The 16,524-nt window shown below is 50.6% G+C and carries 16 protein-coding genes; all 16 read left to right on the top strand.

Features of this window, described 5'->3' with window-relative positions; translation table 11 throughout:
- Positions 1 to 85: 85 nt before the first annotated feature.
- The 16 genes from BT142_RS10075 to BT142_RS10000 all read left to right on the top strand — a co-directional run bounded on the left by BT142_RS10075 (position 86) and on the right by BT142_RS10000 (position 16,288).
- Positions 86 to 847 (top strand): helix-turn-helix domain-containing protein, encoded by a 762-nt coding sequence (locus BT142_RS10075; protein ID WP_072418071.1) that lies wholly within the window; start codon positions 86 to 88, stop codon positions 845 to 847.
- 171 nt (positions 848 to 1,018) lie between these two features.
- Positions 1,019 to 1,738, top strand: coding sequence for an urea amidolyase associated protein UAAP1 (locus BT142_RS10070; protein WP_072418070.1), 720 nt, complete (start codon positions 1,019 to 1,021; stop codon positions 1,736 to 1,738).
- A gap of 15 nt (positions 1,739 to 1,753) precedes the next feature.
- On the top strand, positions 1,754 to 2,416 hold the full coding sequence (locus BT142_RS10065; protein ID WP_072418069.1) for an urea amidolyase associated protein UAAP2: 663 nt from the start codon (positions 1,754 to 1,756) through the stop codon (positions 2,414 to 2,416).
- Positions 2,417 to 2,422: 6 nt separating this feature from the next.
- Entirely contained in the window at positions 2,423 to 6,016 is a 3,594-nt protein-coding gene (uca, locus tag BT142_RS10060; protein WP_072418068.1) for an urea carboxylase, read from the top strand.
- A gap of 5 nt (positions 6,017 to 6,021) precedes the next feature.
- Positions 6,022 to 7,701 (top strand): allophanate hydrolase, encoded by a 1,680-nt coding sequence (gene atzF, locus BT142_RS10055; RefSeq protein WP_242871979.1) that lies wholly within the window; start codon positions 6,022 to 6,024, stop codon positions 7,699 to 7,701.
- A 20-nt stretch (positions 7,702 to 7,721) separates the two neighbouring features.
- Entirely contained in the window at positions 7,722 to 8,048 is a 327-nt protein-coding gene (locus BT142_RS10050; RefSeq protein WP_072418067.1) for a P-II family nitrogen regulator, read from the top strand.
- A gap of 11 nt (positions 8,049 to 8,059) precedes the next feature.
- Positions 8,060 to 8,419: a P-II family nitrogen regulator gene (locus BT142_RS10045; protein ID WP_072418066.1), complete on the top strand. Its 360-nt coding sequence runs from the start codon at positions 8,060 to 8,062 to the stop codon at positions 8,417 to 8,419.
- 30 nt (positions 8,420 to 8,449) lie between these two features.
- A complete protein-coding gene (locus BT142_RS10040) occupies positions 8,450 to 9,232 on the top strand; it encodes an ABC transporter permease (RefSeq protein WP_072418065.1) in 783 nt (260 codons plus the stop codon).
- A gap of 5 nt (positions 9,233 to 9,237) precedes the next feature.
- Positions 9,238 to 10,059 (top strand): ABC transporter ATP-binding protein, encoded by an 822-nt coding sequence (locus BT142_RS10035; RefSeq protein ID WP_072418064.1) that lies wholly within the window; start codon positions 9,238 to 9,240, stop codon positions 10,057 to 10,059.
- A 59-nt stretch (positions 10,060 to 10,118) separates the two neighbouring features.
- Positions 10,119 to 11,090, top strand: coding sequence for an ABC transporter substrate-binding protein (locus BT142_RS10030; RefSeq protein ID WP_242940028.1), 972 nt, complete (start codon positions 10,119 to 10,121; stop codon positions 11,088 to 11,090).
- A 222-nt stretch (positions 11,091 to 11,312) separates the two neighbouring features.
- Entirely contained in the window at positions 11,313 to 12,596 is a 1,284-nt protein-coding gene (locus tag BT142_RS10025; RefSeq protein ID WP_084659425.1) for an HAD hydrolase family protein, read from the top strand.
- A gap of 459 nt (positions 12,597 to 13,055) precedes the next feature.
- A complete protein-coding gene (locus BT142_RS10020; protein ID WP_072418062.1) occupies positions 13,056 to 13,424 on the top strand; it encodes a nuclear transport factor 2 family protein in 369 nt (122 codons plus the stop codon).
- A 12-nt stretch (positions 13,425 to 13,436) separates the two neighbouring features.
- On the top strand, positions 13,437 to 14,267 hold the full coding sequence (locus BT142_RS10015) for an SDR family oxidoreductase (RefSeq protein WP_072418061.1): 831 nt from the start codon (positions 13,437 to 13,439) through the stop codon (positions 14,265 to 14,267).
- Between the two features lie 9 nt (positions 14,268 to 14,276).
- The gene (locus BT142_RS10010) at positions 14,277 to 15,011 is read left to right on the top strand and encodes a flavodoxin (protein WP_084659424.1); all 735 of its coding nucleotides are present in this window, start codon (positions 14,277 to 14,279) and stop codon (positions 15,009 to 15,011) included.
- 1 nt (position 15,012) lies between these two features.
- Complete coding sequence (locus tag BT142_RS10005) at positions 15,013 to 15,672, top strand: DUF4405 domain-containing protein (RefSeq protein ID WP_072418060.1); 660 nt, start codon at positions 15,013 to 15,015, stop codon at positions 15,670 to 15,672.
- A 79-nt stretch (positions 15,673 to 15,751) separates the two neighbouring features.
- On the top strand, positions 15,752 to 16,288 hold the full coding sequence (locus BT142_RS10000) for a flavodoxin family protein (protein WP_072418059.1): 537 nt from the start codon (positions 15,752 to 15,754) through the stop codon (positions 16,286 to 16,288).
- Positions 16,289 to 16,524: the final 236 nt, after the last annotated feature.

Here is a 16,524-nt window from a genome sequence, read left to right as displayed (position 1 = left end):
TGTTTTAATATATAATATATGGAGCAAAGACGCTGTGTTCACTGAACCGGCGTCTTTTTTATTTTTTTGAAATGGGGATATAAATATGCTTTCTGAGAGAGAATGGATAACGATAAACAATATACTGCTGGAACTTTATTCTATAGATGATATACATATTTTGTTTCAGCGTATCATGAACGTCTTGCATTCGCTGATACACTATTCAAAAGGATATATAACTCTGCTTGATGACAATGAGCATATCAGAGAAGATATGTCTTTCTTCGTCGGGATGGATGAAAAGATCATCAGGAAGTATATCAGCTATTACTTCGATGACGATTACCTGCGCTATCTTTTTGAAATATCTATCGAGACCACCATTTTTCAGGATACAAAGATAGTCAGCGAGGAAATGCGCCGTGAGACATCCTTTTACAAAAATTTTCTTGAAGTGATAGGAGGACAGTTCGGCTGCGGACTTCTTATTATACATAACGGAAAGCTGATAGGGATACTGAGCCTGTTCAAAAGCATAAATATGGGCGACTTCACCGAAAAGGATATTTATATCCTGGATATTCTGAAATTCCACATAGAAAATATGCTGAAAAAACACTTGTCATCAAATGACGGCATCAACACGAATGACAAGTTTTTTGAAGACGCCGCCGAAAAATTCGAGCTCACCCTGCGTGAGACGGAAGTGCTTAAACTGCTTTGCTCGGGCTTCTCGAATTCAGGCATAAGTGATATGCTCGCAGTCAGTCTTTCGACCGTCAAAACGCATATCTATAATATCTACACCAAAACGGGAGTGAACAGCAGGGCACAGCTTATCAACATGATATTCAATGAAAAATGATACCGTGCAGTACCGTCAGTCATACTTTAGTATGAGAAAGACGGATTAAAAATCAGAATAAAAGACAATTGTTTCGGAACGCTTTTTGTGGTAAAATAAGCACATAAAGCAAAGGGGCTTTGGCAGAACGGCTGCCGAAGCCCCTTATTTTTGTTCAGGGAGGAACAGATCATGCAAAAGATATTTGAAAAGGATTTCAGAGCGGGAGAGAAATGGTCGGGATTCATCGGAAAGGGAAAGTACATTCACTTCAAGGCGCTGGGCGACAATGCGAACCTTTCGGTGCTTCTCTATAATATGCGCGATACTTCGGAGCGCTACAATATGCCCGACACGCTGAAAGCACAATATACGGCGCATCTGACAAGAGGAAATGTGCTGATGAGCGACAACGGCAGAGTTCTTGCAAGCATCGTTGAGGATAGTCTCGGCTGGCATGATACCATCTCGGGACACACTACAAGACTTCTTACCGATGAGAAGTACGGCAAGACCACATATCAGCAGCAGGGCAACGATTATCTGCGCTGCGGCGAGGAGAATTTCAAGGTCGAGCTTGTGAGGAACAACATGGGCAAGCGCGATATAGTGCCGTGCGTCAATCTCTTCTCGAAGGTGTATGTCGATGATGACGGCAGTATGCATCACGTTCCCGACCATTGTAAGGCAGGTGCTACGGTAACTCTCAGGACTGAGATGGATATCCTGTTCGTGGCTTCCAACACGCCGAATCCGCTGGATGCTTCCGAAAAATATCCGTCGGTGCCCGTCACTATGGAGGTATATGACGCTCCGCCCGTTGATCTCACAGACTACTGTGTGAATTTCAGGGACGAGAATTACAGAGCTTTTGAAAACACCTGGGATTATAACAATCTTTTGGGTATCTGACAGGAGGACAGGAAAATGTTTGGTTTTGCAGAAAAGGACAGCACGTTAAAAATAGAAGATGCGGTATATGATGAGGTGCTCGACGCAGGGCTCGGCTGGATGCATGAGCTTAAACGGGGACAGACCTTCCGCATTCTCGACTTAGAGGGAAATCAGGCGGTGGATACCACATTCTATGACATGACAGACCCGTCAGACCATTACAGCGCAGTTCAGACGATCGTCATGCAGAAGAACATCTACCTTACCACAGGCAGTATCCTCAGAGCCGAATCGGGCAAGCCGCTGCTTGAGATCACAGCTGATAAAACAGGCAGACATGATACGCTCGGCGGTGCCTGCTCGTCTCAGAGCAATACCGTCAGGTACGCAAGGGAGAAGAGATATATGCACAACTGCCGTGACAGCTTCATGTTACAGCTTGCAGACAATACGGCGGCAGATATCAGAAAGCGTGACCTTGCGCCGAATATCAATTTCTTCATGAACGTGCCTGTCACCCGAGAGGGCGGACTGAAATTTGATGACGGTGTTTCAGCACCCGGAAAATATGTTGAGATGAAGGCGCTGGAGCACGTTATGGTGCTTATCAGTAACTGTCCTCAGCTAAACAATCCCTGCAACGCCTACAACCCGACACCCGTAAGGCTGCTGATCTGGGATCAGGATAAGGAGTGAGATACTATGTTCAAGAAAGTACTTATCGCTAACCGTGGTGCGATAGCGGTCAGGATAGAACGGACGCTCAGAAAAATGGGCATCGGGAGCGTGGCTGTATATTCAAAGAAGGACAGGGACAGCCTTCATGTTTCAAGTGCTGATGAAGCTGTTTATCTCGGTGCGGGCAGTGCGAAGGACACATATCTCGACATCGGCAAGATAATCGATGCGGCTGTATCCACAGGTGCGGAGGCTATCCACCCGGGATACGGCTTCCTGAGCGAAAATACAGAGCTTGCGGCGGAATGTGAAAAGCACGGTATCAGATTCATCGGACCGACAGCGGAGCAGATAAAGCTGTTCGGATTAAAGCATTCCGCAAGAGAGATCGCGGAGAAAGCCGGCGTGCCGCTGCTTTCGGGAACGGGGCTTCTGAGCGGACTTGATGAGGCCGTCAGAGCCGCTGCCGAGATCGGTTATCCCGTAATGATAAAAAGTACAGCAGGCGGCGGCGGTATCGGTATCAGCATCAGCGAGAATGAAGATGACCTGAGAGCGTCATATGATAAGGTCTGCCACCTTGCCGAGAGCAATTTCAGCGATGCGGGAGTGTTCATCGAGAAATACATCCGACGTGCAAGACATATCGAGGTACAGATCTTCGGCAACGGATACGGCGAGATCGCCCTGCTGGGTGAGCGTGACTGCTCGGTACAGCGGCGTAATCAGAAGGTGGTCGAGGAATCCCCCGCGCCGAATTTCCCGTCTCATGTAAGAGAGAAGATGTACAAGGCGGCAAGAAGCCTTGCAAGCTCCATAGGCTACCGTAACGCGGGTACGATAGAATTCCTCTACGATGAGAACGAGGAGCGCTTTTATTTCCTTGAAGTCAATACCCGCCTACAGGTCGAGCACGGCATCACCGAGGAAGTCACGGGTATCGACCTTGTGGAGTGGATGATAAAGGAAGCCGCAGGGGAGCTTAAAGGCATCGACAGGGATATCGAGCCGCGCGGTCATTCCATCGAGGTCAGAGTATATGCCGAGGACTGCCTGAACAATTTCAGACCATCGGGCGGAAAGATCGACGATGTTGTGTTCTCGGATGAAGCGAGAGTTGAAACGTGGATCAGAAAGAACATCGAGATATCATCGCTTTACGACCCGATGCTTGCAAAGCTCATCGTTTACGGAAAAGACCGCGGTGAAGCTCTGGAAAAAATGAAGAGCGTGCTTGAGGGCTCGAAGATCTACGGCGTGACCAACAATCTTTCCTATCTCAGCGCTCTCATCAGCACGGAGGAATACGGCAGCGGCAGTCTTTACACAAAGATGCTGGAGGGATTCGCTCCCGAAGAAAATGCCCTCGAAGTGCTTGACGGCGGAGTCCAGACCACCGTTCAGGACTGCTATGGTATGAAGGGCTACTGGACTGTCGGTGTACCGCCCTGCGGTGCGATGGATAACTACAGCTTCAGGATAGGTAATGTCCTGCTGGGCAACGATGTGAACACAGCGGGACTGGAAATGACGTTAAGAGGCGGCGGCTACCGTTTCAGAACAAGGACTTCCTTTTGTATCACGGGCGCGGATATGTACGCCGAACTTGACGGCAAGGCGGTCGGTATGTACAAGGTCATCACCGCCGAACCTATGCAGGTGCTGAAATTCTCGGCCTGCAAGACTGGTATGAGGACTTATCTGCTGGTCAGCGGCGGTATCGACGTACCGAAGGTGATGAACAGCTCATCGACTTTTGCTGACGGCAAATTCGGCGGTCACAACGGTCGTACACTTCGCACGGGTGATGTGCTGAAACTCACAAAGAACTGCACCACAGACAGTTCGGCGTCCTACGATGTTAAGTTTATGCCGAAGATAACCAACGAGTGGACGATAGGAGTTATCCCGGGTCCTCAGCCTACTTCCGAATATCTGAGCCCCGAATACCTCACTACCCTTACCACCGCTGAATATACGGTCAATTTCAACAGTGCAAGAACGGGAGTTCGTCTCAACGGACCTATCCCTCAGTGGGTAAGAGAGGACGGCGGTGAAGCAGGACTGCACCCGTCGAATATCCACGATAACGCCTATGCGGTCGGTACTCTCGACCTCACGGGCGACCAGTCGATACTCTTAGGTCCCGACGGTCCGAGCCTCGGCGGATTTGTATGCTCTGTAACGACGGCAAAGGGCGAGCTCTGGAAACTCGGACAGCTCCACCCCGGGGACAAGGTGCATTTCAGACTGTTGACTCTTGAACAGGCAAAGGACATCCGTACAAAGGTCGAGGACAACATCAGATGCGGCAATATCATCGCCGAGCTTCCCGAACAGACTGATATAGATGCTTCCTACGCGGTGCTCGCACAGGGTGAAGCAGGCGGGACAAAGTACATGATACGTCTTGCAGGTGAGGAAAACATCCTCATCGAATTCGGCGAGATGGAGCTTGACCTTGAGCTCCGTTTCAGAGCGCATATCCTTATGCGAGAGCTTGAAAAGCTCGGTCTGCCTATCATAGATATGACCCCAGGCATACGCTCGCTGCAAGTGCATTTTGACGTTGACAGAACAGACACCCGTGAGATGACACGGAAGGTCATCGAGGTCAACGACAGCCTGAAACATCTTGACGACATCACCGTTCCTTCGCGCATAATCAAACTTCCGCTTTCGTGGGACGACACCCAGACACAGCTTGCGGCAAGGCGCTATCAGCAGACGGTACGTCCCGATGCGCCCTGGTGTCCGAGCAATCCCGAGTTCATCAGACGCATAAACGGTCTTGACAGCATCGAGGACGTAAAGAAGATAGTGTTTGAAGCGAATTATCTCGTTATGGGTCTTGGCGACGTTTATCTCGGCGCACCCGTTGCTACTCCCACCGACCCGAGACACAGGATGGTGACGACAAAATACAATCCCGCAAGACCCTGGACTCCCGAAAATGCGGTCGGTATCGGAGGCGCATATCTCTGCGTTTACGGTATGGAGGGCCCCGGAGGTTATCAGTTCGTGGGACGCACGATACAGATGTGGAACCGCCTGCGTGAGACAAAATATTTCACAAAGGACAAGCCCTGGCTGCTGAATTTCTTCGACCAGATCAAGTTCTACCCATGCACGGCAGATGAGATACTCAGATACAGAGAGGACTTTCTGCGCGGCGAATTCGATATCGAGACAGAAGAAACGAGCTTCAATCTCGGCGAGTATAAAAAGTATCTGGAGAGTATCAGCGAAAGTGCCGCAGCTTTTAAAGCACATCAGGAGCAGGCTTTCGAGGAAGAAAGACAGCGCTGGAGAGAGCAGGGTCTTGACCACTTTGTTTCGGAGACCGAGGGCAACACCGAAGCTTCGGAAGCAGAGCTCCCCGACGGCTGTGAAGCTGTGAATGCGTCTATCCCGGGCAGCGTATGGAAGATACTTGTCAGGGAGAACGAGCAGGTTAAGAAAGGACAGCAGATAGCCGTTCTTGAAAGCATGAAGATGGAATTTACGATCGAGAGCGGATGCTCGGGCAGCGTGAAAAAGCTGTTCGTAAAAACAGGCGAGCAGGTGAACTCGGGGCAGCTTCTGGCAGCTATCAAGCCAATGGACAAGGAGGCATAAGCATAATGCATTTTCCTGAAAAACTGACTGTAAACTGGGTCAGGCAGGCATATGAGAACGGACTTGACCCCAGAGAGCTTATCGCAGAGATCGTAAAAAGAGCGGATGCCTGTTCCGAATACAACATCTGGATCGAAAAGCCGAGCATGGAACTGTGTGAAAGCTACATTTCGGCACTTCCTCCCGACAGAGAGAACTACCCCCTGTGGGGAATACCCTTTGCGATAAAGGACAATATCGACCTTGTCGGCGTGCCCACGACAGCCGCGTGCCCCGCGTTCGGATACACGCCGAAGAAAAGCGCTTTTGTTGTGGATAAGCTGATAAAGGCAGGCGCGATACCTGTCGGCAAAACAAACCTCGATCAGTTCGCTACAGGTCTGGTAGGAACAAGGAGCCCCTACGGTGAGGTACACAATGCCTATCAGCCCGAACTTATCAGCGGCGGTTCAAGCTCGGGGTCGGCGGTGGCTGTGGCGCTGGGGCAGGCGGTGTTCGCACTCGGCACGGATACCGCAGGGTCGGGAAGAGTCCCCGCGATGCTGAATGCTCTTGTGGGCTACAAGCCGCCTGTCGGCTCCTGGTCAACATCGGGAGTAGTTCCTGCCTGCGCAAGTCTTGACTGCGTGACGGTTTTTGCGAACACCCTTGAAGAAGCTGAGCTTGTGGACAAAGCAGCAAGGGGCTATGATGATGACTGCGCATGGTCAGGACATTTTGAGAACAAGGGCAAGAGGCTTCCCGATAAGATTTTTCTGCCGTCGGAAGAACCGCAGTTCTACGGTGATTTTCGAGAAATATACCGCGAAAAATGGAACAGCGCAGTGAGCCGAATCGAATCTCTCGGTATCAGGGTCGAAAGGATAAGCTATAAGCCTTTCTTCGACACGGCAAAGATACTCTACGAAGGCGCATACGTTGCGGAGAGGTGGCAGGACTTGAAGGATTTCATCCGCGAAGCCCCCGACGCGCTTTTTCCCGTGACCGAGAAGATACTCCGCACGGGGGAGAAGCATTCGGCAGCGGATCTGTTCGGAGACCTGCACAGCCTGCAAAGGTACAGACACATGACCGAAAGCCTTTTGCACAACGCGGTAATGATAATGCCGACAGCGGGCGGCACGTTCACCCGCGAACAGGTGAGAAACTCGCCCGTCGAAACGAACAGTCTGATGGGGCTGTATACAAATCACTGCAACCTTCTCGATCTTGCGGCAATAGCCGTGCCCGAAAACAGCACCGACAGAGAATACCCGTTCGGTATCACGATATTCGGGCTGAGTACTGATGAATGTCTGATATCTGCCGCAGCAGAAAGATTTCTCGGCAGCGAGAGCATGGAACTTGCGGTGTGCGGCCTGCACAAGCGTGACCGTGAGCTTGAATATCAGATCACACAGCTGGGCGGACGGTTTGTCCGTCATACAAAGACTGCCGATGAATACAAGCTGTTCGATCTCGGAGATAAGCCGGGGATGATAAGGGCTGACGGTGATACGAACAGTATTGCAGTCGATATTTACAGGCTGCCGAAAAGCAGCTTCGGCAGGTTCATGGAAAATGTAAAAATGCCGCTTTGCATCGGAGATGTGAGACTAAAGGACGGCAGTGTTGTAAAAGGCTTTCTTTGTGAAGCGAAAGGTACCGAAAACGCAAAGGATATCACCGCTCATGGTGAGTATTGAAAAAAACGGAGATGAAAAGTATGAAAATGATAAAAGCAGTAGTACGTCCCGAAAGATCGGCTGAGGTGCTTGAAGCACTGAGAGTTGCAGGCTATCCTGCGGCAACAAAATTCTGTATCCACGGAAGAGGAAAGCAGCAGGGTCTGAAGATCGGTACGACTCATTACGATGAGATACCCAAGGATATGATAATGACAGTGGTCGCCGACGAAAATGTTGACGAGGTGACAAAGGTGATCGTCGAAAATGCCAGAACAGGCAAAACGGGCACCTACGGCGACGGCAAGATCTTTATCCTGCCTGTCGAAAGATGCATAAAGATAAGCAGCGGCAAGGATGAACTTTAAGGAGCTGTATCATGAAACAGATCATTATAACGATAAGACCCTCGAAATACTATGAGGTCAAGGAAGCCCTCTCGGAAGCGGGATTCAACTCGATGAGCATAAAAGATGTATTCGGCCGCGGAAAAGAACCTGTTACCATTGAAGCCAATGCCACGGGAAGCGGAAATGTCCTTGCAAACTATGTGCATCCGATGGTCTCAAAGAAGATGATAGAGATATACGCCCGTGACGAGGACTGTGACAGGATAACCGATATCGTTCTTGAAACAGCATCTACCGAAACGCACGGCGACGGACGTATATTTATCCTGCCTGTGGAGAGCGTTATCAGGATGAGGACAGGCGAAAAGGACGATAATGCGATAATGTAGCGGCAGGGAACCTCCTGCTGCGGATAGGAAGTGAGTAAATTGTTCAAGATTCGGGGAAGGATAAGCAAGAGGTCTTATGTCACCCTTGCAGTAGTCTCGTTCATAGCTGTGTTTCTGATATGGCTTGTTCTCAGCACCTTTGAGCTGGTAGACCCCGTGTTTCTCCCGACGCCTGCAAAGGTCTGGGAATACTTTATCGGGTCGTTGAAGGACGGGACGCTGCTTCCGAATATCGGCATAAGCGTACAGAGGATATTCTTCGGGGTGCTGCTTGCCGTTGTTCTCGGAGTGCCGCTCGGTCTGCTGTGCGGCACATTCAAGCACGCAGAAGCCCTGATAAGACCCCTCTGCGAGTTCATACGCTATATGCCTGTGCCTGCCTTCACACCGCTTGTGATGGTGTGGGTCGGCATCGGCGAGGAAGCAAAGATAGCCCTGCTGTTCATCGGTATCTTCTTTCAGCTGATACTCATGATAGCCGACGACGCGCTGAGTGTCAGCGAGGACCTGCTGAATGCGGGCTATACGCTCGGAACGACCAAATGGCAGACCATCACGAAGATACTTATCCCCGCGATGATACCGCGTTCCCTCGATACCCTCAGAATGATGATAGGCTGGGCGTGGACATATCTTGTGGTCGCCGAGATGGTGGCGGCAAGTTCTGGACTGGGTTACAGCATAATGAAGGCACAGCGCTTCTTAAAGACTGATGCCATCTTTATGGGGATACTCGTTATCGGACTTTTAGGTCTTGTGACCGACAGATTTCTTGATATGCTGAACAAGCTGCTGTTTCCTTGGAGGGAGTGATAGATATGTTCGGAAAAAGCAAAAATACCGAAGAAGTTATGGAGCTTGAGGCTACAGTCGGTTCTTCGGTCATTCAGGTAAAGGATGTTGAAAAGGTCTATCATTCCCGCAAGGGCGATACAGTGGCTATGAAAAACTGCAATATGGAAGTGCTGGAAAATGAGTTCATATGTATCATCGGTCCTTCGGGATGCGGCAAGTCAACTCTGCTGAGGATGCTTGCGGGACTGGATTTCCCCACAGGCGGAAAGGTCATCGCACACGACAAGGTGATAAAAGGCCCCGGTGCGGACAGAGGAATGGTCTTTCAGACCTACACACTGTTCCCGTGGATGACAGTCGAAGATAACGTCAAGTTCGGTCTGAAGCTGAAAAAAACGCCCAAAGCCGAACAGGACAGGATAGCCCGAGAGTACATCGAGGCGGTAGGGCTTCAGAAGTTCGCAAAGAGCTACCCGAAGGAGCTGTCGGGCGGAATGAAGCAGAGGGTCGCTATTGCAAGAGCTCTTGCCAATGACCCCGACGTACTTCTGATGGACGAGCCTTTCGGAGCTCTCGACCCTCAGACAAAGGCAAATATGCAGCTTCTGCTGCGTCAGATATGGCAGAAGCACAGAACTACGGTGGTATTTGTGACTCACGACATCGAAGAAGCGGTATTTCTTGCGACTAAGATATATGCGATGAGCGCAAGACCCGGAACGGTGAAGAAAACTATCCCCGTGTATCTTCCTTACGACAGGACACTTGATCTGAAGGATACACAGGAATTCATATCGTTAAGAAGAGAAGTAAACGAACTGGTACACAGTGATACCGATGAATAGGAGCTGAACTCAAGATGAAAAGATCGAAGAAAGTATTATCATTAATCACAGCGCTGTCAATGGGATTATCGTTCACCGCCTGCGGAGGGTCTTCCGCAAAGGGAAGCGACGGTTCGTCAGACAAGGACTCAAAGGCTTTTAAGCTGGGTGTCAGCCCCATGTCAGGCTGGTACGCATGGTACGGCGTTGAGGGTACGGGCATTTTCGAGAAGAACGGTGTTGACGTTGATATCGAGTTTTTCCCTGTATACAGCGATTCGCTGACCGCTTTCAACTCGGGACAGCTTGACGGTATCTGCATCGCGGCTTCCGATGCCGTTGCTCCGTACAATGAGGGGATCGAATTCAAGATCGTGCTTGTGAATGACAACTCAGCAGGCGCAGATGCACTTGTGGTCCATGACGACAGCATAACTTCTGTAAAAGACCTTAAAGGCAAGAGCGTTGCCACGGAGCTTGGCACACTGGAGCATATGTATCTGTTAAAGCTGCTTGATGACAACGGGATGACTATCGACGACATCAACTTTGTGAATATGACGATCAATGATGCAGGTCCTGCGTTCATCGCTGGAAGCGTAGACGCGGCTGTTCTGTGGGAGCCGACTCTTTCGATGGCAGTCGAGGGCGGAGGAAAAGTCCTTTGCAGCACGGAAACAGAGCCCGGACTTATCCCCGATACTCTGGCGGTAAGAAGCGAGGTGCTCAGCAGCTCTTCCGATGACGTTCAGAAGATCGTTGACTCGTGGTTCGAGGGCGTCGAAAAGCTGAATGCAAGAGACCCCGAATTCATGCAGGCTATATATGACGGAGCCGAGATCTCAAAGGATGAATATGAAGTAATGCTTGACGGTGTGACGATCTTCGACAAGCCGATGAACGAAAAGACATTCGAGCAGGGAAACGACTATGTGTCGCTGCCGTTCACCATCAACAAGAGTGCAAAATTCCTCTATGACGTAGGAATGATCGACAAGCTCCCCGAAGAGCTCGGCTCTATCCTTGAGGATAAATACATCAAGAAGAAATGATCGGATGATTCTGGTCAAATATAAGGTGCTGTCTGATCTCGGTGCGGCACCTTTTTCTTTACGAATGAGTCTGATATCCAAATTCGCCCCTGAATGTTTATCCAAAATCATCATCATGTCAATTGACATCCGAACAGCTGCTGTGGTATAATATTATTATCATAAAAAGCAACGGCGCTGATAAATTTTCAGTGCCGTTTTTTTTGTTTTGAGGTGAAACGAATGGAGATACCAAAAAAGCTCCCTCCCATCGGTGCAAGGATAATAAAATCATCGGTTTCCGTGGCATTGTGTATGGTCATTTACTATTTCCGCACAATTCTTCCTGTCGGGAACGGCCTGCCGTTTTACAGTGCTCTTGCTGCCCTTTGGTGTATGCAGCCGTTTCAGGGAACAACAAAGAGAAACGCGTCACAGCGTTCGACAGGAACTCTGACAGGTGCGTTCTTCGGACTTGCGTTCATACTGCTGCTCCGCTGCATCGGACTGACAGAGCAGATACTTGTATATCTGCTGGCATCGGTAATGATAGTACCTGTGATATATCTTACAGTCATTACGAACAACCGTAATGCTTCATTTTTTTCCTGCGTGGTCTTTCTGAGCATAGCGCTGACACATTCCTTTGATGATGACCCTTACCTGTTTGTGTTCAACCGTGTACTCGATACGTTCATCGGTATCGCTGTAGGTCTTGCGGTCAATAACTTTCGTATACATGTAAAGCATGACAGCGAAACGCTTTATGTCAGCGGTATCGACTCGGTTCTGATACCTGATGATCCTTCGGCAAATGCTTTCAACAAGGTCGAGCTTAACAGAATGATCGAATCGGGAGTGAAATTCACGGTCTCAACTATCCGCACCCCTGCCGAGGTCATGTCTCTTATGAAGGGCGTTAAGCTGAATCATCCTGTCATCGTCATGGACGGTGCTGCGATGTATGACATAACCGTCGGAGAGTACCTTGAAGCGGAGTTTATGCAGACCAACGTATGTGAGCAGGCCGAGCGGATAATTGCTAATAACGGTATGCACTGCTTTGTGAACGTTATGTACGATGCAACTCTGCTGATATTCTACGGGGAACTAAAGAATGCTGCCGAGAAAGACCTTTACGAAACACACAAGCATTCCCCGTACAGAAACTATGTGCGTGAGAAATTCAGACGGCACGATGATTCGGAACGTGTTCTGTATCTGACGGTGCTTGATGAAAGCGTGAAAATATCCGCTCTTGAAAAACAGCTTGATAATGAGCTTGGCGGTCTTGCAAGAATGACCGTTGCGTATTCGGAATATGACGAATATAAATATCTGAAAGTCTTTTCGCCTGTCGCTTCAAAGGAGCATATGCTTGTGAAGCTGAAGGCTCATACAGGCTGTGATAGGATAATAACACTCGGCAGCATTCAGGGCAAATATGATGTATATATCGGTGACGGTGGCGGAAATGCAACTATCAAAAAACTGAAAAAGCTGTACAGAAACGATATTTCACACTGAATTTCAGATACCTTTTTCCACCACACACCCATCGGTCCCGACCATTATCTCGGTATGATCTGAACTTATGCTTACATGATGAATCGGCATTGTACGACCCCGAAAAAAATATGCTGCACTTTAGTTGTCAGATCGCTTGGTGCTGTTGGAGATACAGAAAAAAGACTGCTGAGGACTTTCCCTCGGCAGTCTTTGCGTTTATAAAAGCTATTGTTTTGTCCTGCAAACAGCGGAGAGCACGTTCCCTGCTGCAAGTCAATATGCTATTACCGAAAGTTATACTGCTATCAGAAATCGGCATTGTACAAATGCGCAAAAGTGCGGTATAATAATTGTAAGAAAAACACTGATATACACGGATAAGGAGGTCCACTATGGAATACATCACACTTAACGACGGCAACAGAATACCCGCAGTCGGCTTCGGCGTTTTCATGATCCCGGCTTGACGGTGATAAAATGACGGACGAAGAAAAGATCACGCGGCTCTACCAGGAAATGTACACCGCTATGGTGAACAAGGACAGGTCGGTGCTGGAGCGTGTCCACGATGACAGATTTGTGCTCGTCCACATGACGGGTATGCGGCAGCCGAAAAGCGCGTACATCGACGCTATCATGAACGGCACGCTCAATTATTATTCGGCTGTGCATGAGGGTTCGCAGATAGCTGTGAACGGCGATTCCGCGACTCTTACGGGCAGGAGCCGTGTGACAGCGGCGGTGTTCGGCGCGCGCAGGCACACATGGCGTTTGCAGCTTAGATTCGGGCTTGAAAAGAAGGACGGCGAGTGGCGGTTCACCCTCGCGGAAGCATCAATGTATTAAGGAGAAAGTTTCATGAAAGAAGTAATGTTAGTCACAGGTGCAGGGCAGATCAGCATGGCGATCGCACGGCGGATCGGCTACGGCAAAAAGATCGTCCTCGGCGATAAGAACATGGACAACTGCCGCACGATCGCGAAGATAATGAACGATGCTGGCTTTGATGTGGAGCCGTTTGAGATGGACTTATCGAGCCGCGAAAGCATCCTTGCGATGATCGCAAAGGCGCAGGAGTTCGGCGAGATAAAGTATCTGGTCAACGGCGCAGGAGTTTCGCCCTCGCAGGCTACGATCGAAGCAATACTCAAGGTCGATCTTTACGGTACGGCGGTGCTGCTTGAGGAAGTCGGCAAGGTGATAGCTTTGGGCGGCTGCGGCGTGACGATCTCCAGTCAGTCGGGCTGGAGAATGCCTCAGCTCACGGCAGAGCAGGATTTTCAGCTTGCCATGACCCCCGTCGAGGAACTGCTCGACCTCGAAATACTCCGCCCCGAGAATATCCGCGACACCCTCCACGCCTACCAGCTGGCGAAGCGCTGCAACGAGAAGCGCGTCATGGCGGAGTGCGTCAGGTGGGGCGAGCGCGGCGCAAGGCTCAATGACATCGCGCCCGGCATCATCGTGACGCCGCTTGCAATAGACGAGTTCAACGGCCCTCGCGGCGATTTCTACAAGAATATGTTCGCAAAGTGCCCTGCGGTTCGTCCGGGCACAGCCGACGAGGTCGCGAACGTCGCCGAGCTGCTGATGAGCGACAAGGGCGCGTTCATCACGGGTTCGACGTTCCTGTGCGACGGCGGTGCGACTTCGAGCTATTTTTATGGGGCGCTGAGACCTGAAAAGTGAGGTGTGCTTATGAAGAAACTTTCGCTGTTTTTTTCGGCGGTCATGCTCTGTCTGACCCTGACCGCCTGCGGTTCGGGGGAGCCTGCCAAAGCGTCAAGCGTTGCCGAAAGCGACAAAAGCATCGTGCAGGAAAAGCTGAACAAGACCGAATCGAAGTCGGAGCAGCCCGATGAAACCGCCCCTGCCGAGACGGCCGACAGCCCCGATTCCCCCGAGACCGACAGCGGTACGAATATCCTTGTGGCGTACTTCTCCCGTGCGGACGAGAATTACAGCGTCGGCACGGTGGAGGTCGGCAACACGCAGATACTCGCGGAGTATATCGCAGGCGAGGTCGGCGCGGACAGCTTCCACATCGAGACGGTCACGCCTTACCCCGCCGATTACGACGAGTGCTGCGACGTTGCAAAGCAGGAGCAGAAAGACAACGCCCGTCCCGAGATCATAGGTTCGGTGGAGAATACGGAGCAGTACGACATCGTGTTCCTCGGCTATCCGATCTGGTGGGGCGATATGCCGATGGCAGTGTACACTTTTATGGACAGTTACGACTGGACGGACAAGGTTGTCATCCCCTTCTGCACCCACGAGGGCAGCGGACTTTCGGGCACCGACAGCAGCATCGCAAGCGTGACGGGCGCACAGGTGCTGACAGCGATCGATATGCGAGGCAGCACGGCGCAGGCTCTGAACGACGATACCAGGCAGACCGTCCGCAGCTGGCTCGATGATCTGGGGTTCTGACATGAACACAAGGACGAAAATAAAAACCGCCGCCGACGCTCTCATGACGGCGGCTTTGCCCGTATTGATGTGCTACTCGCTTGTGGGTGAAACGGCGCATGAAGTGGTCGGGATCGCGATGTTCGGGTTGTTTATCCTGCACCACGCGCTCAATTTCGGATGGACGAAAACGCTGTTCAAGGGCAGATATCCGCCGAAACGCATCGTCGGGACGGTGGTCAACGCGGCGGTTCTGATATGTATGATGGGGCTGATGTACAGCAGTCTCGTGATCTCAAAGCACGTTTTCGCGTGGCTGAAACTGGGCGGCGCGGCGGTCGCACGGACGGTGCATTTCCTCTGCGCCTACCGGGGGCTGACGCTGATGAGCGTCCATCTCGGAATGCACATCCCACAGCTCGCCGCAAGGTTCGGGCTGAAAAGCAAGCCGCTGATATGGGGTCTGCGAGTCGTGTCGGGAGCGGTGGCGATCGTCGGCATCCGCGAGTTTATAAAGCTGAGATTCGCCGACTATATGCTCGGACGCGTCAGCTTTGCGTTCATCGACCCGACAGCTTCGGCGGTGCTGACTATGCTCGGATTTCTGAGCGTGGTGATGCTGTTTGCGTATGTGGGGTATCTGGCCGAGACCGTCATCGGGAAAGTCGGTCCGGCAGAATAGTTTTCGTGACGAATGAAAACGTACAGCACGCGTAAGTTCGGAAAGAGTCTTCAAAAGCGCCAGAAAAGGAGAAATCATTATGAAGAAGGTACTTATTATATCATCAAGTCTGCGTAAAAACGCAAACTCCGAACAGCTTGCCGCATCTTTTGCGGATGGCGCAAAGGCGGCAGGTCACGATGTCGAGATCGTCTCTCTGCGCGATAAGGAGATCGGGTTCTGTATCGGCTGTTTTGCCTGTCAGAAGACAAAGCGGTGTTTTATGCACGATGATGCCGATGCGATACGTGAAAAAATGCTCTGCGCCGATGTGCTGGTGTTTGCAACTCCTATCTACTACTACGAAATGAGCGGAGCGCTGAAAACGATGCTCGACAGGGCGAATCCGCTGTATCCGTCAGACTATCGGTTCCGTGAGGTATATGCACTTGCAACGGCTGCGGAAGATGAGGAGTACGTTCCGCAAAGAGCATTTTCGGGCATAGAGGGCTGGGCAGACTGCTTTGAAAAATCTGAACTTGTCGGCACTCTGTTCTGCGGCGGTGTCACGGATATAGGCGAGATAAGCGGAAACGCTAAGCTTCAGGAAGCCTTTGAAATGGGCAAAAACATCTGAATAACCGTTGGTAATATCATGTCAGGAAATTTCAGCTGTCTCGGGGACTTGGGAAAGAATATTGCAGAGTGACCGAAGAAAGGGCTATGTCCTCCGTGAACGTGTACGGAAGGCATAGCCCTGATTATTTCTTATCGGAAGTCCGTTCATCGTTTCCTGCGAAAGGAATTGTTTGAGAAATGTTAAAATGTCGCAAAGCCGTTGAAATCAGAGGAAGACTATGCTATAATTAAGGC

The sequence above is a fragment of the Ruminococcus sp. YE71 genome (assembly GCF_900119155.1).
Taxonomy (GTDB): Bacteria; Bacillota; Clostridia; order Oscillospirales; family Ruminococcaceae; genus YE71.
The sequence above is the reverse complement of the archived record's forward strand: the minus strand, read 5'-3'. Positions and strand labels throughout refer to the sequence as shown.